The sequence below is a fragment of the Acetobacter sacchari genome, from assembly GCF_017377715.1.
Lineage (GTDB): Bacteria > Pseudomonadota > Alphaproteobacteria > Acetobacterales > Acetobacteraceae > Acetobacter > Acetobacter sacchari.
Genome location: NZ_JAFVMF010000001.1, coordinates 116,115 through 141,215, shown reverse-complemented (window position 1 = coordinate 141,215; position 25,101 = coordinate 116,115). Strand labels below are relative to the sequence as shown.

General features: G+C 60.0%; 21 protein-coding genes. 11 read left to right on the top strand and 10 right to left on the bottom strand.

What is annotated here, in order from left to right; translation table 11 throughout:
- The first annotated feature begins 102 nt into the window (after window positions 1-102).
- A complete protein-coding gene (locus tag J2D73_RS00605) occupies window positions 103-1,794 on the top strand; it encodes a S10 family peptidase (protein ID WP_243429504.1) in 1,692 nt (563 codons plus the stop codon).
- Between the two features lie 4 nt (window positions 1,795-1,798).
- Entirely contained in the window at window positions 1,799-2,032 is a 234-nt protein-coding gene (locus tag J2D73_RS00600) for a hypothetical protein (protein ID WP_207878400.1), read from the top strand.
- A gap of 26 nt (window positions 2,033-2,058) precedes the next feature.
- Here the strand turns inward: J2D73_RS00600 and J2D73_RS00595 are convergent, their stop codons facing one another.
- From J2D73_RS00595 to J2D73_RS00565, 7 genes are all read right to left on the bottom strand, one after another.
- Window positions 2,059-3,513: a carboxylesterase family protein gene (locus tag J2D73_RS00595; protein WP_207878398.1), complete on the bottom strand. Its 1,455-nt coding sequence runs from the start codon at window positions 3,511-3,513 to the stop codon at window positions 2,059-2,061.
- A 167-nt stretch (window positions 3,514-3,680) separates the two neighbouring features.
- Window positions 3,681-6,065, bottom strand: a complete 2,385-nt coding sequence (locus J2D73_RS00590; RefSeq protein ID WP_207878397.1) for a TonB-dependent receptor — start codon at window positions 6,063-6,065, stop codon at window positions 3,681-3,683.
- A gap of 634 nt (window positions 6,066-6,699) precedes the next feature.
- Window positions 6,700-8,289: a rhodanese-like domain-containing protein gene (locus J2D73_RS00585; protein WP_207878395.1), complete on the bottom strand. Its 1,590-nt coding sequence runs from the start codon at window positions 8,287-8,289 to the stop codon at window positions 6,700-6,702.
- Between the two features lie 3 nt (window positions 8,290-8,292).
- Complete coding sequence (locus tag J2D73_RS00580; protein WP_207878393.1) at window positions 8,293-8,892, bottom strand: cysteine dioxygenase family protein; 600 nt, start codon at window positions 8,890-8,892, stop codon at window positions 8,293-8,295.
- A 6-nt stretch (window positions 8,893-8,898) separates the two neighbouring features.
- The gene (locus J2D73_RS00575) at window positions 8,899-9,702 is read right to left on the bottom strand and encodes a class II aldolase/adducin family protein (protein ID WP_207878391.1); all 804 of its coding nucleotides are present in this window, start codon (window positions 9,700-9,702) and stop codon (window positions 8,899-8,901) included.
- A 94-nt stretch (window positions 9,703-9,796) separates the two neighbouring features.
- Entirely contained in the window at window positions 9,797-10,894 is a 1,098-nt protein-coding gene (locus tag J2D73_RS00570; RefSeq protein ID WP_207878389.1) for an LLM class flavin-dependent oxidoreductase, read from the bottom strand.
- A 160-nt stretch (window positions 10,895-11,054) separates the two neighbouring features.
- Entirely contained in the window at window positions 11,055-11,954 is a 900-nt protein-coding gene (locus J2D73_RS00565; RefSeq protein WP_207878387.1) for a DMT family transporter, read from the bottom strand.
- Window positions 11,955-12,496: 542 nt separating this feature from the next.
- On the opposite strand from J2D73_RS00565, the gene J2D73_RS00560 reads away from it, so the two are divergent.
- Window positions 12,497-13,465 (top strand): hypothetical protein, encoded by a 969-nt coding sequence (locus tag J2D73_RS00560; RefSeq protein ID WP_207878385.1) that lies wholly within the window; start codon window positions 12,497-12,499, stop codon window positions 13,463-13,465.
- Between the two features lie 103 nt (window positions 13,466-13,568).
- On the opposite strand, the gene J2D73_RS00555 is transcribed toward J2D73_RS00560, so the two are convergent.
- Window positions 13,569-13,775 carry a DUF3311 domain-containing protein gene (locus J2D73_RS00555; RefSeq protein WP_207878383.1) on the bottom strand — a complete coding sequence of 69 codons (207 nt, stop codon included), beginning with the start codon at window positions 13,773-13,775 and terminating at the stop codon, window positions 13,569-13,571.
- Window positions 13,772-15,196, bottom strand: a complete 1,425-nt coding sequence (locus tag J2D73_RS00550; protein WP_207878381.1) for an amidase — start codon at window positions 15,194-15,196, stop codon at window positions 13,772-13,774. The genes J2D73_RS00555 and J2D73_RS00550 overlap by 4 nt, the downstream gene beginning before the upstream one ends.
- A 256-nt stretch (window positions 15,197-15,452) precedes the next feature.
- On the opposite strand from J2D73_RS00550, the gene J2D73_RS00545 reads away from it, so the two are divergent.
- The gene (locus J2D73_RS00545) at window positions 15,453-16,910 is read left to right on the top strand and encodes an MATE family efflux transporter (protein WP_243429503.1); all 1,458 of its coding nucleotides are present in this window, start codon (window positions 15,453-15,455) and stop codon (window positions 16,908-16,910) included.
- Between the two features lie 38 nt (window positions 16,911-16,948).
- Window positions 16,949-17,149 (top strand): hypothetical protein, encoded by a 201-nt coding sequence (locus J2D73_RS00540; protein ID WP_086644505.1) that lies wholly within the window; start codon window positions 16,949-16,951, stop codon window positions 17,147-17,149.
- A 265-nt stretch (window positions 17,150-17,414) separates the two neighbouring features.
- On the opposite strand, the gene J2D73_RS20965 is transcribed toward J2D73_RS00540, so the two are convergent.
- Entirely contained in the window at window positions 17,415-17,540 is a 126-nt protein-coding gene (locus J2D73_RS20965) for a hypothetical protein (RefSeq protein ID WP_279380870.1), read from the bottom strand.
- 96 nt (window positions 17,541-17,636) lie between these two features.
- On the opposite strand from J2D73_RS20965, the gene J2D73_RS00535 reads away from it, so the two are divergent.
- From J2D73_RS00535 to J2D73_RS00510, 6 genes are all read left to right on the top strand, one after another.
- Window positions 17,637-18,305 carry a 2OG-Fe(II) oxygenase family protein gene (locus J2D73_RS00535; protein WP_207878379.1) on the top strand — a complete coding sequence of 223 codons (669 nt, stop codon included), beginning with the start codon at window positions 17,637-17,639 and terminating at the stop codon, window positions 18,303-18,305.
- Between the two features lie 386 nt (window positions 18,306-18,691).
- Window positions 18,692-20,323, top strand: a complete 1,632-nt coding sequence (locus J2D73_RS00530) for an electron transfer flavoprotein-ubiquinone oxidoreductase (RefSeq protein ID WP_243429502.1) — start codon at window positions 18,692-18,694, stop codon at window positions 20,321-20,323.
- A gap of 126 nt (window positions 20,324-20,449) precedes the next feature.
- Window positions 20,450-21,199 (top strand): electron transfer flavoprotein subunit beta/FixA family protein, encoded by a 750-nt coding sequence (locus J2D73_RS00525; protein ID WP_207878377.1) that lies wholly within the window; start codon window positions 20,450-20,452, stop codon window positions 21,197-21,199.
- A 2-nt stretch (window positions 21,200-21,201) separates the two neighbouring features.
- Window positions 21,202-22,137: an FAD-binding protein gene (locus J2D73_RS00520; protein WP_207878375.1), complete on the top strand. Its 936-nt coding sequence runs from the start codon at window positions 21,202-21,204 to the stop codon at window positions 22,135-22,137.
- A gap of 555 nt (window positions 22,138-22,692) precedes the next feature.
- Entirely contained in the window at window positions 22,693-24,471 is a 1,779-nt protein-coding gene (locus J2D73_RS00515) for a PAS domain-containing sensor histidine kinase (protein WP_207878373.1), read from the top strand.
- Complete coding sequence (locus J2D73_RS00510) at window positions 24,468-25,082, top strand: response regulator transcription factor (protein WP_207878371.1); 615 nt, start codon at window positions 24,468-24,470, stop codon at window positions 25,080-25,082. The genes J2D73_RS00515 and J2D73_RS00510 overlap by 4 nt, the downstream gene beginning before the upstream one ends.
- Window positions 25,083-25,101: the final 19 nt, after the last annotated feature.

The window sequence follows — 25,101 nt, the reverse complement described above, 5'->3', positions numbered from 1 at the left end:
CTGAAACTTGCGTAATGCAGCGCATTCTCCGCCATCGCCCAATTTTGTAACGCATCGGACCACCGTATAGTCCCGGCATCGCGCCGTATGGAGATTATCGCGTTGACCACAGTCTCTCGTTCCCCGTCCTCACGCCTCACTTTTTCCGCTTCGCTGCTTGCGCTGCTCCTGTCGTCCACGACTTTTCCCGGATCGCGGGCGGTCGCGGCGGAAGACAAATCTTCGTCCGCAAGTTTCTCCCACGCCCAGCCGACGACCTCGCAGACGACCGACCGGCGGGAGAGCGCCGGAAGCGTCACGATCGGCGGTCAGAAAATCGACTATCGCGCCGTCGCCGGCACGCTGATCGTGCATCCCAAGGGATGGGATGATTCAACGTCGGTCGTGGAGACGCGCCTTGGTCTCCACACGGACAACAAGGGCGACGGAAGGGCAGACGACGGCAACCCAGACGCCGCAGCGGCAATGTTTTACGTCGCCTATTTCAAAAAAGACGCCAAACCGGAAGGGCGGCCGATCACCTTCGTCTATAACGGCGGCCCGGGATCAGCGAGCGTATGGCTGCATATGGGCGCTTTCGGGCCGCGTCGCATCGTCACAATGAACGACGCCCACGACCCTGCCGCGCCATATCAACTGGTCAATAACGAGGCCAGTCTGCTCGACGTGACGGATCTTGTGTTCATCGACGCTCCGGGCACCGGGTTCGGACGCATTGCGGGCAAGGATCGCGAAAAGTCCTTTTGGGGTGTAGACGCCGATGGGCACGCATTCGCCAACTTTATCACCCAATTCCTCGGCGAGTTCGGGCGCTACAACTCGCCGAAGTTCCTGTTCGGGGAAAGCTACGGCACGCTCCGTTCGGCCGTTCTGGTCAACGATTTGCAAAACGAGGATAATATCGACTTCAACGGAGTCATCCTTCTTTCCCAAATTCTCAGCTATGACAATGAAGGGGATGAACCAAAGCTCAACCCCGGGAATGACCTTCCATATGTTCTGGCGTTGCCAACCTACGCTGCGACCGCGTGGTACCACCATCGCCTGCCCGGCAATCCTCCCGACCTCAAGGCTTTGCTAAAGGAAGTCGAGCAATTCGCGTCCAACGATTATCTTCTGGCATTGCAGAAAGGCGCAGATCTGACTGCTGACAGCAAGCGTGCCGTCGCCGAGAAGCTGCATACCTATACCGGCCTGCCGGTGGATTACCTTCTGCGGGCCGATCTGCGTGTCGATGTAGGAGAGTTTGAAAAAACGCTTCAGGAAAATGATGACACCACCACGGGACGTCTCGATTCCCGCTTCTCCGGCCCAACGATCAATCCGCTGAGCGAAGAGGCGGACTACGATCCGCAGTCCGCAGCGATCAGTTCCGCCTATATCTCCGCGTTCAACGATTACACACGTAAAACGCTCGGGTACGGAAACGGACAGGACTACAGAGGGGGCATAGACACCCATTGGGATTTCCGGCACACGCCCCCCGGCGAAGGGCAGGCGTTCGACGGCTCCGCAAACGTGATGCCCGATCTCGCCTATGCGATGAAAACAAATCCAACTTTGAAAGTCATGTTGAACGCGGGGTATTTTGATCTTGCGACGCCATATTACGAAGGCGTCTACGAGATGAAGCACCTGCAGATTCCAAACCGTCTGCAATCGAACATCGAATATGCGCGGTACGAGTCCGGGCACATGGTGTATGCGAATGAGACGGCGTTGAAGCAGTTGCACGAGAACGTGGCTTCTTTCATCACGCGATCCAGCAATGTGAACCCCGCCCACACGGAGTAACCAAATGAAGCTTCGCCCCGGCTCGACGTCCGGGACGAAGCTTCACCATGGTCGCTTCTTCCCCTGCTCACCTGTGAAAAGTGGCGCGCTACGCGGATGGCGCCGCGTCACTCTCGTTTCAGCAGCTGTTGCAACCGTGACTTTACTCATTGTGAAACGCCTCGAACGCGCGTTCCTACTCGTGGAAGACATATACCGGCATAAAACCGACAACATTTTTGAAAATGATCATTCATAAGGCGGAAGCGACAGGGCTCTCATCAATCAACGGCACGAAACATGCCGAGAACCATCCGTCGTAAAATCTAGAACGCACGGGGCAGAGCTCGTATAGCGCGGCCATTCATCCGCGCCATCCGCAGAAGGATTTCCTGTCTTGATGAAATTCACGAGACGGATGTTCGCCTCGGCCGCCGCTTTTCGATCCCGCTGCGATGTCGCAGTTCCGTAACGAGTCTCTGCGGTTCCCATAAAGAACGGGATGTCGGTCGCATGGGCCGCTCCATGAACCCCGGCCGCTTCGGAAGATGATGAAACATAGGAAAATTTGTACTTATAAACGGGAACATTCTCTCTCGATAGCAAAGACGCCACTCTCTCCGCCCCAGCGATCATGAAGCCTTTCTGCCCACCCAGATCGGCGCTTGTCGCGCCGATCATCATTGGAATATGCCTGAACGCACCGGTCTTGTAGACATCGAGCGCTGGCGCGATCAGCTCTCCATCAGGAAATGGACTCGAAAATGTTTTGGGACCAGCAGGAGGATAAAACAGCGCCATCATGTTGAGATCGCCAAGTATGGCGGACGCCGGGAGCGCTTTCAGCTTTGCCAGTGCGTTCGGGTCATCCGGCAGAATCCCCTGCGCCTGAGCGAAAGCTTTCGCCTCGCTTCTGGCTGCGTCGGATGTTGCTCCCCGCATCACCCCTTCAGCGCCAGACTGGATCACCGCTTGACTGAAGAGGTCGCCGGCGTTCGGCGAGGTCAGCAACATGTGGACCGACACGCCCCCTGCACTCTCGCCGACCACTGTAACCCGCTGTGGATCTCCGCCGAATTCAGCAATATGACCCTTGACCCAGCGCAACGCCGCCAGTTGATCTTCAAATCCGTAATTGGCGGATTTTTCTGATTTCATGCCGCCGCTCCTGAAAGAACCTGTGTCAAATGTTCCGAAACGGCCGAGGCGATAGTTGAAACTGACGACGACAACGCCCTGCTTCGCAATCGGCGCTCCAGAGTAAACGGCAGGCGAGCTTCCTCCGTTCACGAATCCTCCTCCGTAAATCCAGACCATGACAGGTAGACCGGGCGATTGCGTTTTCACAGCTGATACGGGGCGCCAGATATTGAGATAGAGGCAGTCCTCTGACACCGGGCCGCCCAGCGGCGCCGCGTCACTGGGAAAGGGTTTTTGCATACAATCCGACCGAAAATGCGTCGCGTCCAAGACTCCGGCCCATCGGGACGCCGGTTGTGGCGCCGCCCACCGCAATGCCCCGATGGGGGGCTGAGCGAAGGGAATGCCCTTGAAGGCTTCGACTCCGTCCCGTTCCGTTCCCGCGATTTCGCCCAATGCCGTCGAAATTTTCACATCGTGCGAAAAATGAACCGCTTCGCGTGCAGGCGACGTCGAGCGCGCAGTTCCATGCGAGAGCAGAAGGGCAAGGGCAAGCCAACCCGGGCCAGAGAATTTCTTCTTTATCCGGGTTGCACTCACCTGCGTCTCCTGCCTGAATAATCACTTCCCAAAACATTCCGACGCTACGAGGATTGTTATCATCAGGCAACGTATGTTGGGCGATAGTATCCTGGTTCAGACGCAAGTCGCGAGGCGCGTCAAAATCGCGTCGTTCCGTCAGATCCGACGCGGCGGAAACACGAGGGTCACAACTTGTATTCGGCCGTAACGAAAATCGTGCGCGGGTCTGCGAACGCCGCCGCATAGTTCACGGGCGAATATACCCCGTGCGAAGCGGAGCCGAGCGTATACGACAAGGTCTGCGGATACCTGCGGTCAAGAATATTGCGGACCTGCCCCGTGATGGTCCATCGCTTGTCATCGCTTGTCCATGTCGCAATGGCGTTGAAATATGTCTGCGGTGACAGTCTTGTCTGCGCGTTTTCATTCCCGTCGAGATAGAGCGAAGACTGCCATGAAACGTCGGCGCCGATGCTGAACCGGCCCGGCGCACGGCGCAGCGGCACACGGTAGAAGACGGACGCGTTCATCTGCCAGCGTGGAGAATATGGAAGCCGTGCGCCCGTATGCGGCGCGTTATTGTATGCCCCTCCTTCGGCCAGTTTCAGGGGAGCCGTAGAGACGCCGTCGAAATGGTCCAACTGCGCATAGAGATAGGACGCGGTGTAGTGCATATCCCAGTTCGATCCGATATGCGCAGTGGCCTCCATCTCCGCGCCTGCCGAGTGCCCTTTGCCTGCATTGAACCTGTGGGAGAGCGCAGTCGTCGCGTCATAAGTCGTCATCTGGATGTTATTAAAATTGTTCCAGAATAGCGCGCCGTTTACTTCCAGAATATGGGCGAGCGGACTGGTCTTCGCGCCAATTTCGAACGTCGTCACCAGCTCAGGTTTATAAGGCAGTAAAGCTTGCGCCATATTGGCTGCGCCGGGCGTCTGAGCGCGATAATCGTATCCACCCGATTTACTTCCCTGCGAGATCGATACGTAGGGCATGACACTCGGCGTAATCTGCCAGGTCAAAGCGCCTTTCGGCAGCAATTGCGTCCAGTCGGCATGGGCTGCGGCGTGCCCCGGCCATGCCGAAGCGCCCGGGGCGCCGGAGTAAAGAGCGGCTATGACGCCCGGCCAGCCCACGGAATGATTGCCGCCAGCTACGAGGTAGTTCAGGTCTTCCGCGTTCGAATGAGATTCATGATTGAATCGCAACCCCACCGTCGCTGTCAAAGTCGGCGTAATTTTGTATTCCGCCTGCCCATATAAAGCCCAGATACGTGTCAACTGATCGATTTTGGCATATACTGGCGTGTAGCTCTGAAGAGAGGCGGCCTGTGAATCCGGGTACCAGGCTCCGGTCGTATTGTTCGCACGCCGTGCAGTATACCAATCTTCGTACATGAAATACGCGCCGACGGTGAAGGAGAGCCGCCCATAATCGCCGTGCAAATTTAAATCCTCGGAATACGCGCGGTCTTTATAATAAAGAAGTTGCGACCTCTGAATGTATTTCGTTCCGTAGTTGTCATAATATCCTGTGTCGTCATACCCCCGAACGGCCGTCGTCGAATGCAGCTGCAGGTGAGAGTTGACGACATAGTTGACGTTTCCTGTAAATCCGACCTGACTGTAATTATTTTTAGGATAAATCGAAGAATATAAACCATGGGTGTAGCCATTCAGCAAATTGCCATACCCCCGGTTGGTCGAGCCATCCACCGTTCCGTCAAACGCGAGCGTAATGTCCCAGCGGTCATTCGGCGTGAAGCGCAATTTTCCACGCGCCTGCGTGTAATCAATATTATTCTCGGTCTGGTTGAGCGTGTAGTTGCGATCAAAGCCGTCACGGCCATGACGATCGAAGGCGAGGCTCGCGTAAACACGATCCTTCACGAGCGCGCCACTCGCCAGAAACGCGGCCCGGTACTCATTATATGATCCATATCCAACCAGCGCGCGAAACTGCTTTGTGTTTCCTGGCGCCACGGTGTTGATGCGCACTGCGCCGCCTTCGGCCTGGTGCCCTGCAGTAAAGCCGACCGGCCCACGGTCGATCTGCACGTTATCCACGTCCAGCAATTCCTGCATCGTGCCTATAGTCCGCGGCAGATAAACGCCGTCGATATAGGTGCCGACTGACGGCTCTCCTTGCGGGTCAAGTTCTCCAATGCCACGAATGAAATAGTTGGTTGCCGAAAATCCCACCGTCGCACGTGGTTCGTACAAATTTGGCGTCAAGTTGGCCAGTTGTCGCACATCCGTCACCCCAAGTTGGCGCAGACGCTCTCCTGTCAGCAAAGAGATAGACGCTGGAGTGCGTTGCAACGCGGCATGCAGACGCGCGCCGTGCGTCTGTCCGGTAACTGCAATGCTTTCGGCCTTCCCCACGGACGCTCGGGGCGCCGGATGATGAACTTGCGCCGCATCGCGGGATTTATGCGCCCCCACAGATCGAGACTGCGACACGTCGGAAGACGCCGCCAAAGCCGTTGAGGATGTAAAGGCTGACACCAGCAGCATCAGTCGGCGGCCGTTTTTCAGGGCGCGTGAAGAATCAACACAAGCTAGCGTCATATCATGTCATTCCGAAGCAACGAGAACAACACAATTAATATCTATATTTTTTCCAAAATATACAATTTCTATATTGATTTATTTAAAGTAACTTCATTGCCAAATCAAATACAACACCGTAAATGGAATATATTTCAATAAAATTCATATTTAACATTATAACTATTCATGTTTATTTTTGAAAATCTGTCATTCGCTCGCCTCATGTATCCGCCACACCCATGGCCCGTGCGAATACGAACGGAATTTATGCCCGAACAGGCGCAAGGAAAACTGCAGATGTTTCACAAGCCATAAATTAAAAGACCATGACCACGGTATGATTTTCTATAAATCTCAGTAATTTAATTATCTATCGGAAATTCGTTTGCAGCATTACGCCAACTCGACTTACATTATTTCCGACATACGAATATCTGGGGCTACCCCAACAGACTCGCTTGTGCAGGGAATGTGCGGGTCATCTATAAGATATAGTCGCCCCAAAAAACATTTTCTGTATAAGAAAATTTTCCCCATACCTTCATTTATTCCAAGAAGGGCATGCTGCTTTCAAATTTCAATAACCAAAAACGACCAATCTGGAGCTTGGCATAACAATTGCCTCACTCCAGACATGATCACCCGACGCGCATCACCCTTTTAAAACACGAAATCCGTGCGTCCCGTCACGCTCAAGTTGAGCAATCAAACCAAATTCCCAGTCAAGGTAAGCCTGCATCGCCGCTGCAGAGTTATCGGCTCCCTCATACGGACGTTTGTAGACATCGTTCGGTTCAGACAGCGCAGCTTCCGGCGTCAACCCCGCCTCGATCGGCCGCTTCGCCGCAAGCCATGCGGCCAGTCCTCCCTCCAGAACCTCTACGTCAAAACCCTGGGCTTCAAATTCCGGCGCCGCCAGGCGTGCGGCAAGGCCATCTGGAGACGTCAGGACAATCTTGCGAGCGCCTAGTTTCCCGAAAATCTCTTCGACATCACTACGAATCGCAAAATGCGATCCAGGAATGTGTTTTTTTCGAAATTCTGGACTCGTGGCGAGGTCAATGACAAACGGAGCCACACGTTCAGACAAATCCTTCACCGAGACGAAGCGCACATCCGGCAACGGACCAGCGAGCGGCGTTTGCTCGACGCCGCTCTCGCGCGGCAGATCCGACCAGTCCGTCAGAACATAAACCTCATTCCAGCCAAGTTGCCGCAACCAGTGCCCCGTCATGCGGGCGCGCACGCCGTCATCATCGGTCAGGACGATCGTTCCATGTCGCACGCCGACCCATTCATCCGTGGCCTGCACCAACTGGCCGCCCGGCGCCGACCGAAAACCTGCAAGATGGGAGGCCTCGTATTCTTCCGGAGAGCGGACGTCCAGCCGGTACAGCGTACGCGCTGTGTCCGCCGCCAAATCGTCGACGCCTGCGGCGTCGATCAACCGCACCCCCGCTCGTTCCGCCAGAGAAATCGCCCCCTGCAACGCGGCTGCCCGGTCATTCTCCCGCACGTCGCCAGCGCGCTTTGTCTCTCCATGCGCGAGTTGTAATCCCTCAAGCGTCCAGCCAATCGTTCCGTTGCGCAACGCGAAGACAGGATTGGGAATACCTGCGTTGATCAGCGATTGCGCACCGATAATGGAGCGCGTGCGCCCCGCGCAATTCACGACAACGGTCGTCTGCGGCGATGGCGCCAGACCACGAACACGCAACGCCAGTTCCGCGCCAGGAACGGAACGGCCGCTCGGAATGGACATGGTCGTATATTCGCTGAACCGACGTGCATCGAGAACCACGAGGTCATCCCCACGCTCGAGACGTTCATACAGTTCCCGCGCCGGCAACGACGGCGTGCCGCGCTCGTGTTCGACCAGTTCGCCGAAAGATTTGGACGGCACATTGACGTCGATGAAAATTTCGCCGCCCGAATTACGCCACCCCTCCAGTCCGCCAGCGAGCGCCGAGACATTCGTGTAGCCCAGCCTACGAAAAATCGGCAGCGCCTTCGCAACGCGGCCTTCCCCCTCGTCATAGATCACAATGGGCGCGTCACGACGCGGCGCCAGCCCCGCAAGACGTTCCTCAATACGACCGAGCGGCAGGTTCACCGCGAACAGCGGATGCGCCGCCGCGAACGGACCTTCCTCGCGCAGATCAAACAGCGCAATCTCCTCGCCGTCGCGAAGTTTTTCGCGAACCACCGTTGAAGACACATGCGGAGAGGAAAATGCGTTCATGGATCAGGCCGCTTTCGCGTTGAGGGATCGATCCCAGAGATTGGGCGTAACGCCGCTTGAGTAACCAGAGATGAACGGACGTTCCTGGCCAGTCTCGATATCGTAAACCGCGCGCGAAACGCCGCCAATATTGCCGCCATAGACATGGATGGACACGGACGCCCTGTCCTCCAGCGCGTTCGCCACGACATGATAGTCGTTGACGTCCGGCTCCAGAGACGCAACCTCGCCCTCTTCAAGAAAACTTACGTCGACGCGCTCAAAGCCGCCATCAGAATTCCGCCGGAACTGCGTTTCGCTCTCCCGGCCCCGCAGCATCCCGATCAATCCCCAGACCCGGTGATCGTGCAATGGCGTCGTCTGCCCCGGCCCCCAGACGAAACTGACGACGGAAAACCGCTCCAGCGGATCGCAATGCAGAAGATACTGACTATAGCGATCCGGATTGGGAACTGCGAAGACGTCAGGCAGCCAGTCGTCCTTGCTGACCAGTGTCCGAAGAAGGGAACTCCCCTCCTGCTGCACAGCCGAAGGAGAGAGACCACGCTCGAACAGCGCAGTGAAACGGGTAACGAACTCCCGCAAGGGAACAATGCTGCTCATCGAATATCAGTCCAAAAGATCCGGCTCCTGTGCGACTATCCAGTCCCACAGCGGTTGGAAAGAATAGTAACCGCCCTGATGCGTGCCGACCTGACTGGCCGTCAGCTTCGCGATATCGGGCGCAATAGGCTTCAGCGGACCCGCCGCCTGCGCAAGCAACTGCGTCTGCGCGGCGTTGTCCATGGTGATGAACCACCATGCGGCGGCCTCTACGGTCGGGCCAACGGTAAGCAGCCCGTGATTTTGCAGGATCAACGCCTTGCGATCGCCGAGAGTCTGCGCGAGCCGCTCCCCCTCGCTGTCCTCCAGCACCACGCCGCTAAACGGGTCGAAAACGACGTGATCTTCATAAAAGGCACAAGAATCCTGCGTAATGGGCAGCAGTTCCGTTCCCAGCGCGGAAAACGCCTTTCCATAGGTCGAATGTGTATGCGCCGCCGCGATCACGTCGGGGCGCGCCCGGTGCAACGCAGAGTGAATGGTGAAGCCTGCAGTGTTGATCGGCCTGTCGCCGATCAGAATGGCGCCGTCATGATCGACGAGTTGCAGATCCGAAACCCTGATCTGGGAAAAATGCACAGCGAGCGGATTGATCCAGTATTGATCGGGAAATTCCGGATCGCGCGCGGTAACATGCCCAGCCAGCCCCTGATCGAAGCCGTAACGAGCAAAAAGCCGAAACGTCGCGGCAAGGCGCTGCTTGCGGTGAAGTCTTTCCTCCGCGAAAGACGCTGCGGGCTGACGCGGCTCCAGCTTTCGGGCGCGGGCCTGCTGATCATTATGGCGGAGCGGGGCTGCGATGACGTTCATTGGCCGTGACCCTTTTGCTTACCGGTTTGATTGACGCGACGATGGACAACCGCGCGGGCCATCCGATCAAGGAGGCGCGACACGGGAAAATTTCTTACGCAGCCTCACGCCCTGCACCTGAGCGCGCGTCCTCCGCTGCGATCAGACGTCGGGTGAGCGGGATAAGATCCCGTCCGTAGACATAGGCGTCCTGCAACGGATCGAAACCCCGGATCAGAATGTTGGTCACGCCCAGACGATAGTAATCGAGCAGCGCGTCCGCCACCTGTTCCGCGGTGCCGACCAGCGACGTGGAATTGCCCCGGGCGCCGGTCAACGCCGCCAGCCCCGTCCACAACCGCTTGTCCAGTCGGGCCCCCTGCGCCGCAGCCGCAAGCAGACGCCGCGACCCTTCGTTGGGCACAACCGAGGGGCGGGCGTAGCCGGTCTGCTCCTGCAAACCCCGCGCCGTCTCCAGAATCTGCTCGGCCTTCGCCCAGGCCGCCTCCTCCGTCTCGGCAAGAATGGGACGGAGGGACAGAGAGAACCTGACCGTGCGGCCATGCTGCGCCGCAGACGCCTTCACGCGCGCGATCGTCTCACGCACCTGATCGTATGTCTCGCCCCAGAGCGCGTAAATATCAGCGTGCTTGCCGGCGACCGCAATCGCCTCCTCCGATGATCCGCCGAAAAAGACGGGAATGGATGAGCCGTTCTGGGGGCGGATGGCCGAATGAGCGCCACGCACCTTGTAATATTTTCCATCATAGTCGAACGGCGCATCGCTGCTCCATTCGCGACGCACGATATCCAGGTATTCGCTCGTCCGGGCGTAACGCTCGGCCTTCGTCAGATGATCACCGTCGGCCTGCAACTCCCGATCATCGCCTCCTGTGATGATATGCACGGAAGCGCGGCCGCCGCTGATGGCGTCCAGCGTGGCGAACTGCCGCGCCGCAAGCGTCGGCGCAGTGAAACCCGGTCGATGGGCGACCATCAGGCCCAGCCGTCGGGTTACACTGGCGACGTGCTGGGAGATCAGAATGCTTTCCGGGGAATTCGAATGGAAGGCGACCAGAACCCGGTCAAACCCCCCGTTCTCATGGATTTTCGCGGCCGCCTCGACATGGTCGAGATTCACCACCGGCCCTTCCGCCGGGACAATCTCCGAATGGTTGCGGCCGTTGACGAAGCCAATGAAATCAACGGGCATGACGCGCTCCTGATGGCTATTTCACTACAATAAATGCCGTTGATGCCTAATCTACCGTTTTGTTCGTAATTTTTGCCATCAAAAAAACTCAAATCCACCATCAAGATTCGCTCAATAATTCTCCCCTCTCGCCAGAAGCCCGGATGGCGCGCCTGGCCGATTACAGAGCCGCAGCAGCTGTCTTTGGACGGCGTGGCTTTAATTCGCTGGCCACAACGCCCGCCACGATGAACGCCGCGCCCAGAATGGCGAGCGGAGGCAGATGCTCACCTGCGAACCATCCAACGAGACCCGCCCACACGGGCTCTCCGGCGTAAATGATGGTCGCCCGCGCGGGCGAAACCGCCTTCTGCGCCCAGTTCATGGTCAACTGGATGAGCGCGCTCGCCAGACCCAACCCCACAGCCGCCTCCAGCCACACCCATGAGAATGATGGCGCCTGCTCTCCGGCGACAGGCATGACGACGAATGACAGGACGCCAACAGTCAGAAGCTGCACGACAGTCACCCGGACACTGTCCACCTTCGATGCGAAACGTCCGATCAGAATGATTTCCGCCGCGATTGCGCAGGCCGAAGCGAAGGTCGCGATTTCTCCGCGCCCGAGCCCAACGGACATGGCGCCCGGTCCCGTCAGACACAGCAGCCCCGTGAACGCCAACCCTATGCCGACCCACGTCATCAGCTTAGGACGCCGCCTCATCACCGCCCATTGCAGCAGCGGCGTAATCGGCACGTACAGCGCCGTCAGAAATGCGGAAATACCGCCATCGAGCGTCTCCAGTCCGTACGTCTGAAGACTGTATCCCAGAAAAATCGAAACGCCGATCAAGGCTCCTGCGCCTATTTCCTTCGCGGTCACGGCGCGCATCGTTCGGAGGAACAGGAGCAGACTCACCCCTCCGGCGATGCTGAACCGGAGTCCAACGAAGAACAACGGTCCGCAATGTTGCATCGCCGTATGCACGATCAGAAAAGTCGCGCCCCACAGGACCGTAATGCCCAGCAACGCCATTTCCTCAGGCGAAAAGAACGTTTTGCGGGCGATTAAGGCGAACATGACGCTAGGTCTCTTCGGTTTGTTTCAGGAGCGTCGTCTCTGAAGCACGCCGGGAGATGGCCGTCTATGTGAATAACGGTCGAAGCGCCTGGAGGCACGATTGCATGATTTGCAGATACACGTGCTCATCCAGCCCTGAGCAGATTGATTGACAGTTTTTAGCCAGCGAGCAGCCTTCGCCTCAGGCACAGAAGGTTCCGCCCGCTCAGGCAGTGCGATTTCGACAAACCCCAACAGAGAAAATGAACCGCAATCGGTAATTTACGACCAATTCAAGAAAATAACAGAATTGCAGAATTAATTCTTCTTATGACAACATATGCCAATAATTCATCTAAATAATTGAAATTATACTTATACGACAACCAATTATTGCAGCATCTATCCGATATACGCGCCCAGAAAGAACCGTGCCATGACCGCCAAACGCCAGGATATGAAATCAACACAATATGTCCAACAGTGACAAACTATGACACTGTTTCATGATTGAGACTTGTGGCATTCCCTGCCGGACGCATTTGCGCCACGGGGAGTTTTTCATGAGTTCCAGACTACGTCACGCCATTGCAAAGATCGTTCCGCTTGGCGCCGCATGTGCGGCGGCGTCATTCGGCGCATTTGTGACAACGCCCAATGCGTTCGCGGATACGTCGCCCGTCGTTGCTGTCAACCGCGAGGTCGGCCTGTCGATCACCGGGAATTATGATGCGCTCGCTGGAGCAGCTGGCCTGAACACCGCGATCACGTCGCGCTACTTCGCACAAAACGACTGGAGCGACCGGACCTCTTCGCGCGCGCACCTGACAAGCTGGCGGCCAGGCTTCCGGGCCGATGCTCAATACATGTTCGATATCGGGCGGGTCAGAAACCTCTACGCCGCAGGCATATTCAACCTTGGTAGTGGGGATATGTCGGCGCAACAGGATTATGTCTGGACAAATGTATACGGCGGCAGACGTTCGGCAAGAGCAGCACGTTATCGCGACAACTTTACGCATAATACGATCAATGTCACCGGCGAGATCGGAAAGGGATTTCAACTTGCGCATGACAGGCTGATGCTTACCCCGGTATTTCAGGGTGGATACTCGGCCGGCGGCGGAAACTCGTTCACAACTCTGGGCCTAGGGTATGTTGGACTTGCCCTGCATGCGGATTATGCCCTCACGAAGCGACTGGTTATCCGTGGGCGCGCCGGCTGGGCGGAATATCTCGATGCGGGGAGTGCTGATCTGGTCTATGGCTCCAACGGAGCCCGACCGGAGTGGAGCGGGGACGTCGCGCTTGATTACCGGATGACTCGTCGGCTCCACCTGACCGGCGGTGTAAGATACGCGTACATGGATTATGGACATACCCACTCTCCCGATATCTGGAGGACAGCCAGCGGCGCGAGTTTTTCTGCAATTGGCGCCTTTGGAGGGGACACAACGTACACCTCAGCGTCGCGCGCCGGGACACGCTCAAACACTGTCCAACTACGCCTGGGGCTTGCTTACCAGCTCTAGGCCCGGGTCACCCTTCAAACAGGAAAGCAACTCCCCTGTTCACCGACGGCGCGTCAGTATCACGACGCGCCGCACGCTCCCACAACGTCAGGATCATCCGAAATCAAGGACGATCAGGCGCCTTCCGGTCCCAGACCAGCCAGCAGATCGCCATACATCCGCTGGTCAGAGCGAAAACCGCCAGCGACGCCGCGATCACGACCGGAAATCCCAAGATTGTCCCATGAACAAGGCCAACAACAGGAATAAGGGCCAACGTCGCGACGGCGGGGATTCCCAACCCGACGCCAAGACGGGCGGCGGCGCTCAAACCCCCGCCTCCCGCGCGTAAAGCTCAGGCCAGACCGGGCCGACGGCGCGTTCAATCGCCTCCCCCGCCATCAGGCAGAGATCTTCGCGGAAACGGTCCGCGGTTATCTGTACGCCCGTGGGCAAGCCACCAACGACGCCGGTGGGAACCGACAACGCAGGCAGACCGAAAAGCGCAGCCGGCAGCAACGGCGCCTGATCGCGCAGCGTCGCAACGCAATCCTCTTGCGAGCGCACGTCGAGATCGACGGGAAACGGCGGCGCAAAAGACACGGGAGTCAGCAGGACGTCATAGGCGTTGAGGAAGAGCGACCACTCGCGCGCCAACGTGAGCCGACGGGCGAAACACGCCGCCCAGGCCTCCCGGTCCAACGTTTTCGTCACGCCAACCGAATAGGCGAGCGTGCGCCGCAAAGCCTCATCCCCCAGTTCGCTCATTTTTTCGAAAGCGGCGCCGCTGAGATCGTTGAAAACCAGCGCAGCCCACAGAGCGGCGGAGTCCTCGAAGTGCGGCGGCGCGGCGTCTTCGATGACGTATCCCTCCTCGGAAAGCGCGGCGGCGGCCCTATCCAGTGCGGCGAGCGACGCCGGATCCGTCGCGCCGGGATCGGTCCCGCGGAACACGGCGACGCGCTTGCCCGAGCGAACAGACCCGACGTGATCCAAAGGCGCGGGCACATAGCCGGGGTCGCGCGGGTCTGGGCGCGCCATCGCCTGCAGGGCGAGGCGTAAGTCCGCAACACAGCGCGCCAGAGGCCCCTGCACCGACATCATCTGGCTGGTCAGGCTGCGTTCGACACTCGAAGAAGGGTTATACGCGGCTACGCGACCAGCAGACGGTCGCAACCCTGCAACCCCGCAGCAATAAGCCGGATATCGTATCGATCCGCCGTAATCGTTGCCGTGCCCGATCGCCCCCATGCCCGTCGCCACCGCGACCCCCGCCCCACCGCTTGAACCTCCCGGCGTCGCGGCCGAATTCCATGGGTTTACCGTGCGGCCATGCAAGGCGTTGTCGGTGAACCAGCGCATGGAAAATGCGGGCGTGTTCGTCCGCCCGATCACGATGGCGCCTGCCGCCTTCAACGATGCGACCTGAGGTGAGTCCTCCCGCGCAACTGCGTCCCGCAGCGCGACGACGCCGTTGGTGGTGGCGTAGCCTTTCTGGTCAACATTCACCTTGATGGTGATCGGCACGCCATGCAGCGGGCCGACCTCCGAACCCGAACGCGCCACACGGTCCGCATCGTCCGCCTGACGGAGGGCGTCCTCCGCCATGAACTGCACGACGGCGTTCAGGCCGGGATTGAGGCTTTCGACACGCGACAGAGCGGCCCGGACGCATTCGCGCGCGGAGACTTCGCCAGCGCGAATCGCTCCCGCCATGCGTGTCGCGGACCACAGAAACAGGGGCGTCGTCATCAAAAGCATCCTTTGCGGAAACGCGAGGCGGCATGGAGCGCGGCATATCGTTTCTATATCAATATAATATTCGACGTCATGAAATTCAGGCTCCGCCCCGCGCAGCAGCCCTTATGGCGCTCCCCCGTCATCGTGGAGCCTCAATTTACTGTCCGCAATGCGCAATCGAGCATTCGCGCTGAAGCGCGAACGTGCCATACTTGTGACAACGACAGTCGGAGCCGCTGCGGGACGCTCGCAGGCGGACGGGGTTTCAATGAGCGGAAAGACAGCGCCGGGACGCGGCGCATGCTTCGTCACCGGAAGCATCATGCGGCACGTAATGGTCATGGCGGGAACGGGCGCCATCGGCCTTATGGCCGTCTTCGCCGTCGATCTGCTGAACATGATCTATATCGCCCATCTCGGCGATCCGGCGCTGACCGCCGCGATCGGTTTCGCAAGCGCGATCGGCGGCGTGCAGATCGCGGTGTCCATCGGACTGACGATTGGTCTCGGCGCCTGCGTGGGGCGAGAGATCGGGTCAGGCCGGTTCGACGTTGCGCAACGCGTGGCCTCCTCCTTCATGACCACCACGTTCGTCCTGACGCTGCTGCTGGGCGTTGCGACGGCGCTTTTCGCAGACCCGATCCTGCGGCTTCTCGGCGCATCAGGAGAAGCGCTGACGCAGGCGGAGCGCTTCCTCTACATCGTTTCGCCATTCTTGCCGTTCGTAGCGCTCGGCATGTCCAGCTCCGCGCTTATGCGGTCCGTCGGCGACGCCAGACGCTCCATGAACGTGACGCTGGGCGGCGCCATCGTCGCAGCGATCCTCGACCCGGCGCTGATCCTTGGCATGCATGAGGGACTGACCGGAGCGGCCATAAGCTCCGTCCTTTCCCGCTTGGCGGTGCTCATGCTCGGCATGCGCGGTGCGGGGGCGCACGGATTGCTGCGGAGGCCGCAGCTGCATGCGATCCCGGGAGACACGAAACGCGTCGCCTCCATCGCCGGCCCCGCGATTCTCACTAACCTCGCCACGCCGGTCGGCTCTGCTTACGTGACGGGAAACATGGCGCGGTTCGGGCTCGATGCAGTCGGCGGACAGGCGTCCGTCGAGCGTATCGTCGTCGTGGCGTTCGCGTTCGTTTTCGCCTTGACCGGCGCGGTCGGGCCGATCATGGCGCAAAATCTCGGAGCGAAGAAACTCGACCGCGTGCGTGAAGTGCTACGGGCGTCGCTGACGCTGGTCGCTCTGTGCGTCGCGACAACCTGGATCGTGCTCGCGCTCATCCAGAACCTGCTGGTGGCGGGCTTCCACGCCACGGGCAACGGCGCGACGCTGATCCACCTGTTCTGTTCCTGGACGGTTTCTTCCTACCTGTTTGTCGGCATGTTGTTCGTGGCCAACTCCGCGTTCAACAATCTCGGCCACCCGATCTATTCGACGCTGTTCAACTGGGGACGCGCGACGCTCGGAACCATTCCGTTCGTCACAGTCGGCGCGCGTTACGGCGCGCCGGGCGTGCAGATCGGGCAATCGCTGGGATGCGTCCTGTTTGGCTCTCTGGCCGTGGTCGTGGCCTTTCGCGTGGTCGCAAATCTGAACGTCGGGCAGGCTACGCCTGAGGCCAACGCCTTCCCGTCGGCGTCGGACGTGCCGACGCTGAGCCCTGAAGCTGCGATGGCGGAACTCGACGCCATCGAAGAGGCCGCACTGTCCGAATCGAAATAGGACGGCTCAAACCTCCGGTCCTGAGGAGCAAGCTTGCCATGTCGAAATTGAGCAAGGCCGAGCGGGACGCATTGCCCGATGACGCATTTGCGCTGCCGGGAAGACGCTACCCCATACCGGACGCAAGTCATGCCCGTGACGCTTTGGCGCGCGCGAGCGAGTTCCATCGCCGGGGCGAACTGAGCGACGAGGAATACGAAACAGTGGTCCACCGCGCCCGCGCAGTGCTTGGCGAGTAACGGCGACAACCACTCTTCGCGAGAGCTATACATCCCGCTGTCCGAGCCACACGCGAGAGCTTGTGCTGCGTCCATCCGTCCGGTCAGCTGATTTTGTAACACCTTATCAATCACCCCGAAGCCGTCGACGCCCGGCGGCTTTGGTCACGCGCTGCAAGCATACGCCTTCGGACCTAATTTCCCTCCGAGGCCCCAGTCTCATGATGCTGCGGAGCTCGGCCTGCCTGACGGGCCAGGCATGATGACGCATGCACAGGTTTGCGTTTTATGTGGGGTGAACAGCGACATGCGTGGACGTGCCGACCCAACCGCCTGAACGCTGCTTGCCTGTCGCGCGCCACGGGAGCAGGATCGCGGCGTGGTCGCGCTTCGCGTTGTCGTGAGGCGCCACGCCGCTCTGCCACGCCGCCCCCTTGGCTACACGCCGGCGCCCACATTCCGGTCGCTGGGGCTGCACGGCGCGTGGCGAGCGAGTAAGGAAGACGACATGACGAACACAGACACAACGTCCGACGCGGCGCTTCTGACAAGTTTCAAGGATGCGCTCGCGGCTGCGACGGTCTCGACCCACCCGTTCCGCCACTGGACGATCGATAACGTTCTGCCGAAGCCCGCCTGTGACGCTCTGGTTGCCTGGGAGGCCGCCGCAGGCGAGACGGCGGGCGACACCGGCGGGCGACGGGAAACTCGCAACGGCGCGCGCGTGTTCGTCGAACCCGGCGCGCGGGCTCGCGATCAGCGCCTGAACGAAATGGCCGAGGTGCTGGACAGCGCAGAGGCCCGGCGTGCGATCTCTGCAATGTGCGGCGCGGACCTCGACCACACGGCGCTCAGGCTCGAACTGAGTCTGGACACCGACGGTTTCTGGCTGGAACCGCACACCGATATCGGCGCCAAGAAGCTCACCCTTCTTGTGTCCCTGTCCACCCACGCAGACGCGGAGCAGTGGGGCACAGACCTGATGACGCCCGATGGCGCTCCCGCCAAACGCAGTTCGGGACGCTTCAACACCGGCACACTGTTCGTACCGGGTGACGACACCTGGCACGGTTTCGCGGCGCGGCCGATCACAGGTCTGCGGCGCGGATTGATCGTCAATTATGTCGATTCGACGTGGCGGGCGACTCACGAACTCGCCTTCGGTCCGGCCTCCTGATCGCACGCACGGCCGAAAATTATCCGACAACGCCCGAACTGCGCGTCACGAGGTGACGTAGCGGCGGGCATGCGTCGTGCCGACGCCTGACGTCGGCGTATGCCGGTTTCTCATAACTTCCCCTACTGCCCCCTGTTTCCGCATTCGTCAGGTTGCAACCTGACGGTTGACCTGTCCGTTTTCTAACGCGAATCAGTCTTGTGTCTGGAGGCGTCTTGGTCTTCGACGTATCGACGAAGCGGTTGCCCTGTGTCAGAGGAACCGCGACAGAAGACTTTTGCGGCGAAAACGGGCTCCCAGGAGCGTGGGAGCCGACGAACCGCGCGGTGGGACCGCCTTGCACTGCGGAGGCGCCCGCCGGGCAACGGAGACGGAGTAAGGAAGCTATGAGCACACGCGAGGCGATGGATTTCGATGTCGTCGTCGTGGGTGGAGGGCCTGCGGGGCTGGCGGCTGCGATCCGCCTGCGGCAGGTCGCGCCGGACGCGACTGTCTGTCTGATCGAAAAAGGCAGCGAGATCGGCGCACATATTGTCTCCGGCGCGGTGATCGAGCCTCGGGCGCTGGAGGAACTTCTCCCCGACTGGCGTGATCTCGGGTCGCCGCTCAAGACCGAGGTGACGGGAGAGGAGATGTATTTCCTCACCGAATCGCGCGGCTTCAAGGTTCCGGCGCTTGAGAAGGTGATGCCGCACATCGCCAACCACGGAAATTACGTGGTCAGCCTGGGCGAGGTGTGCCGCTGGCTGGCGGAGCAGGCAGAGGCGCTCGGTGTCGAGATCTATCCCGGCTTCGCCGCCTCCGAAGTGCTGATCGAACAGAACCGTGTCGTCGGCGTCGCGACTGGCGACATGGGCGTGACGCGTGAAGGTGAGCACGGCCCCAACTATGCAGAGGGCATGGAGCTTCGCGGCAAATACACCCTGTTCGCCGAAGGCTGCCGTGGCTCACTGACCAAGCAGGTCATGGCGCATTACGACCTGCGCAAGGGCGTCGATCCGCAGACCTACGGGCTGGGGATCAAGGAAGTGTGGGAGATTCCCGCCGCGAACCACCGTCCCGGCCTCGTGCTGCACAGCTTCGGCTGGCCGCTCGACGACCATACCTATGGCGGCGCGTGGCTCTACCATTTCGGCGAAAACCTCGTCTCCTACGGCTTCGTCACCGGGCTGGACTACCAGAACACCTGGATCTCGCCGTATGACGAAATGCAGCGCACGAAGCTGCACCCTGTTTTCAAGCCGCATTTCGAGGGTGGACGTCGCCTGATCTACGGCGCGCGCGCCCTGTCGGAAGGCGGCTTTCAGTCGATTCCTCGCCTGACGTTCCCCGGCGGCGCGCTGATCGGCGACAGTGCGGGGTTCCTCAACACGCCCAAGATCAAGGGCACGCACACGGCGATGAAGTCCGGCATGCTGGCCGCCGAGGCCGTGGCCGATGCGCTGAAGACGGAGCAGGTCGAGCCCGCGTCCTTCACCAGCCGCGTGCGCGGATCGTGGCTGTATGACGAGCTGAAGACAGCCCGCAACGTGCGGCCCGCGTTCTCCCGCTGGGGCACGAAACTCGGCGCACTCTACTCTGGCTTCGACGCCATGGTGATGCGTGGCAAGGCTCCGTGGACGCTGCGCTTCAGGCACGCCGACAACGAGACCCTGACGCCAGCGAGCACGTCGCAGCCGATCTCCTATCCGAAGCCGGATGGAAAGATCACGTTCGATAAACCCTCGTCCGTTTTCCTTTCCAACACCAACCATGAGGAAAACCAGCCGGTTCACCTGAAGCTTCGCAACGCCGCGTTGTGGAAGACGGTGAACTGGGACGTCTTCCGCGCGCCGGAGAGCCGGTATTGCCCAGCGGGCGTTTACGAAGTCGGAGACGAGGCCAGCGATCCGCGTCTGGTGATCAACGCCCAGAACTGCGTGCATTGCAAAACCTGCGACATCAAGGATCCGGCGCAGAACATCGACTGGTGCACGCCCGAGGGCGGCGGCGGTCCGAACTATCCGGGCGGGATGTGATTTCCCGGCCGCCGTACGCTAGACCTTCTGTCGCTTAGGGCAGTCATTTTCTCAGGCGGCGCGATGCAGGGGCGTCCTCAGGACCCCGCTTCGCACCGCCGCCAACGGGTATCAGGCAAGAAGACCATGAAAATTCTCGTCCCGGTAAAACGTGTCGTCGATTACAACATCAAGGTCCGCCCGAAAGCAGACGGGACAGGCGTCGAGACCGCGGGTCTCAAGATGTCGATGAACCCGTTCGACGAAATCGCCGTCGAAGAGGCTCTGCGGCTGCGCGAGAAGGGCGCTGCGACAGAAGTCGTCGCCGTGTCGATCGGCGTGCAGCAGGCGCAGGATACGCTGCGCACGGCGATGGCGATGGGCGCGGACCGCGCCATTCTGGTGCTGACGGAAGAAAGCCCGGAGCCGCTTGCGGTCGCGAAGATCCTAAAGGCGATCGTCGAGCGCGAGACGCCCGATCTCTTGATCCTCGGCAAGCAGGCCATCGACGACGACATGAACGCCACCGGCCAGATGCTGGCCGGCCTGCTCGGCTGGCCGCAAGGCACGTTCGCCAGCAAGGTGGAACTGGCCGACGGCCGCGCCGAAGTCGCGCGTGAAGTCGACGGCGGTACGGAAGTCGTCTCCATCGCGCTGCCCGCCATCGTGACGGCCGACCTGCGCCTGAACGAGCCGCGCTATGCCTCCCTGCCCAACATCATGAAGGCGAAGAAGAAGCCGCTTGAGACGCTGCAGGCCAGCGACCTCGGCGTCGATACGACGCGGCGCCTGACCGTCGTCTCCGTCGCCGAACCGCCCGCCCGCAAGGCCGGCGTCAAGGTCGGCTCCGTCGAGGAGCTTGTCGAGAAGCTGCGTAACGAAGCCAAGGTGATCTGATCATGACCGTTCTTGTTTTTGTCGAGACCGAAGCCGGTCACGCTCGTCAGGCCTCCCGCAGCGCCATCGCCGCCGCGTCCAAACTGGGCGAGGTCCATGCCCTCGTGGTCGGCGACGCCGCATCCGTCGGCGCCAGCGCTGACGCAGCCGCGAAGATCCCCGGCGTGACGAAGGTCCTGAAGGCCGGGAACGACGCTCTGGCGCACACGCTGGCCGAACCTCTGGCCGATCTTCTCGTGTCGCTTGCTGGCGATTACTCGCACATCGTCGCCGCCGCATCGTCCGTGGGCAAGAACGTGCTGCCGCGCGCAGCCGCCCTGCTCGACGTGCAGCCGATCCCCGACGTGCTGGACATCGTCGACGCCGACACGTTCGTTCGTCCGATCTACGCGGGCAACGCACTCGCCACGGTCAAATCGGCCGACGCCAAAAAAGTGCTCACCATCCGCGCGACCAGCTTCGACCCTGCCCCGGCGGAAGGCGGTTCCGCCGCCATCGAAGACGCCGCCGCTCCTGCTGCGGGCGACACGTCGCGTTTCGTTTCCGCCGAAACGCCGACCAGCGACCGGCCGGAACTGGAGTCCGCTCGCGTGATCGTCTCGGGCGGCCGCGGGCTGCAGAACGGCGAGAACTTCAAGACCGTGCTTGAGCCTCTGGCCGACAAGCTGGGCGCCGCCATCGGCGCATCCCGCGTCGCGGTGGACTCAGGCTACGTGCCGAACGATTATCAGGTCGGCCAGACCGGCAAGATCGTCGCGCCGGAGCTGTACATCGCCGTCGGCATTTCCGGCGCGATCCAGCATCTGGCGGGCATGAAGGACAGCAAGGTCATCGTCGCCATCAACAAGGATGAAGACGCGCCGATTTTCCAGGTCGCGGATTACGGCCTTGTCGGAGACCTGTTCGACGTCGTTCCCAAGCTGGCCGCCGCTCTGTAAGCGCCACAGACGGCCATTTGCAGATCGCGTTTGATGAAAATCCCCGCTTTTGCGGGGATTTTTTATTGTCCGCTACGGTTTTCCAATACCCGGCGACGACCGATGCGCCACTTTCCGTTATCTCCCTGATGCGCCGGAGAGGCGCAGTCGCGTAGAATAGGCGCCTGACGCGCTTTTCGAACCGCGTCAGTTCCATTCCGAAACGTCGCCACATTCTCACACAGTGGCGCACCCACCTGCTACGGGCCGTAGTTCCCTCACAGCCCGCCTCTGCGTCGTCACCGGTTTGAACGACTATCCAAAGAAAAAACGGACAGCGGAAACACGCCTGAAACAGGGACGTGTTCATTCATGCTCCCGCTTCCTTGAATAGACGAAGTAAAACGCCAAAGCGTACTAAAGCGGATGCTCGACCCGTTCTCCGATATTGCGCCACGGTTCAGGATGACGGCGGTCTCTCCATGGCATAGGCTCCTGAGGTTTCGCGCCTCCGTTCAGACGTCTGAACTGACATCGTGGAAGAAGACAGGCCGGAAACAGGAAAAGCGCATCGCCATGACCCTGACACGATGGTTGATCGTTCTGATCCTGAGCATCGGCGTCTTTCTTTTCAGCACGGTCGTATCGACGCATGACGCGCTGGCGGTTCTGTATGTCCTGTGCATCCTGTTCATCGCCGAAGCTGGCAGCGCCCGCACTATCGTCGCCGCCGGAGCAACCTATTCAGCGCTGGCGGTGCTCTCCTTTCTGATCAAACATTACGGGGAGTCTTTCAACAGCGCCTATATCCGGCTCGGCATCAGCCTGATCGCGATTGCGGTCGCCACCTTCCTGTCACGTCGCGCACAGGCGGGACGTTCCCGGCTCTCGGAACAGAGCCTGTGGCTGGCTCTCACGCACGATACGGTCATCATCCGGGACAACGACGACAGGATCATCGACTGGAACGAAGGCGCGACCCGTCTTTATGGCTGGTCGAGAGACGAAGCTCTGGGCAAGAAAGTCCAGTCGCTGCTCAAGACGTCTTTCCCCGCGACAAGCGCCCCCCGCCTTGCGCCGGGCGCGCTGTGGTCCGGAGAAATTACGCGGCTGGACAGGGACGGCCGCCCCATGATCCTCACCAGCACATGGATGGGAAGAGTGGGCGAATATGGCGGCGAAGGCGGCGTGATCGAGCTTAGCGCCGATCTCACGCAGGAACGTCTCGCGCAGGCCGGGCGCATGGAATCGGAAAGTCGTTACAAGGCGATTTTCAACGGCGCAGGCGTACCGATTTTTGAATTGTCGACCGACTCCCGTGGAGCAGACGCCATCGTTATGGCGCAGAACGAAGCCGCCGACCGTCTTGTCGGCCCGAAAGAAGCCTACGCCGCCGATCTTACGAAGATCCTTGATGACGAAGGCCGCCGACTGTTCCGCGACGCGATTATTCGCGCGCTCGCCGAAGGCGTCCGGCAGGAACTGTCATGCAGGGTCATGCCAAGGGAATCCTGCCAGAGAGACGTTGCGTTCACCGTCAGCCATGGCGCGCAATACGGAGAAAGCCACACGATCCTCGTCACCGCAGTGGATATGACAGAACGCAATCAGGCGCGCATGAGGGTGGAACAGATGCAAACGGACCTCGCGCACGCATCGCGCATCTCCGCGCTTGGACAGATGACGGCGGTCGTGGCGCATGAAATCAATCAACCTCTTATGGCGACAGTGACTTTCGCCCGCTCCGGACGACGCTGGCTTCGCCGCGACGCGCCTGATCTGGATGAGGTCGGGCGGTGTCTGGACGGCATCGTCAGCACAGGTGAACGCGCGGCGCGCGTGGTCCAGCGTATCCGCGCCATGAGTCGCCGTCAGACGCCGGAACATGAAAAGCTCTCTCTTGCGAACGTCATTACGGAGACTGTCGAAATCCTTTCGTCCGAATTTCAGCGCTATGGCGTCCGCGTCGAGAACCACGTCACTGCGCCGGATCTGTATTTCGTCGGCGACAGGGTGCAGATTCATCAGGTGCTGGTGAACGTCATGCTGAACGCCGCCCAGGCCATGAGCACGGTCTCCGACCGTCCACGAAACCTTATACTGAGTGCGGCGAAGGATGTATCTCGAATGAGCCTGACGCTGACCGTTGAAGACAGCGGAACGGGTTTTCCGCCAGAACTTCTGGAGGACGGCGTCGCTCCGTTCATAAGCAGCAAGGAAGGCGGCGTGGGGTTGGGCCTGTCTGTGTCGAGAACAATCATGGAAACGCATGAAGGACGCCTTAACGTGAACAATCGTCCCGAGGGCGGAGCTTCCGTCGAACTCCAATGGCCTGTTCTGGAGGAATCACGATGACAATGCGTGGCCGGGTGCATGTCGTCGACGACGACGCGGATGTTCGCGGCTCCCTCGACAGCCTGCTTCGTTCGGAAAATTTCGAGATTTTTATTCACGAAAACTCTTCTGCTTTTCTCGACGCCTACGACCCGCTTACCCCCGCCTGCCTGCTGCTGGATATCAGGCTGGAAAAAGAAGACGGTCTGGAGGTGCAGGAGAGGCTTCTTGCGGAGGATATCCTTCTGCCGGTCGTCATCATGACCGGACATGGCGACGTTCCTTCCGCCGTGCGCAGTATGAAGCAGGGGGCTGTGGATTTTCTCAGCAAGCCGTTTTCCGACGACGCTCTCCTCGCAGCTTTGGACAAGGCGCTTTCCGCCGACCGGGAGAGACTGCGCGCCCAGAGCAGCCGCAGCGCCCTCGACGCGCTCTACGCGACGCTGACCCCCCGCGAAAAAGACGTGGCGACGCTGGCGGTTTCCGGCCTGATGAACAAGCAGATCGCGGCTGAACTCGGCATCGAGACCATCACAGTCAAGGTTCACCGGGGAAAGGTAATGCGCAAGATGGAGGCCAGATCGCTGGCCGATCTCGTGCGTATGCTGGAGGCGCTTGGAGTTCGCAGGTGATATGGGGCTTCGATGCGTC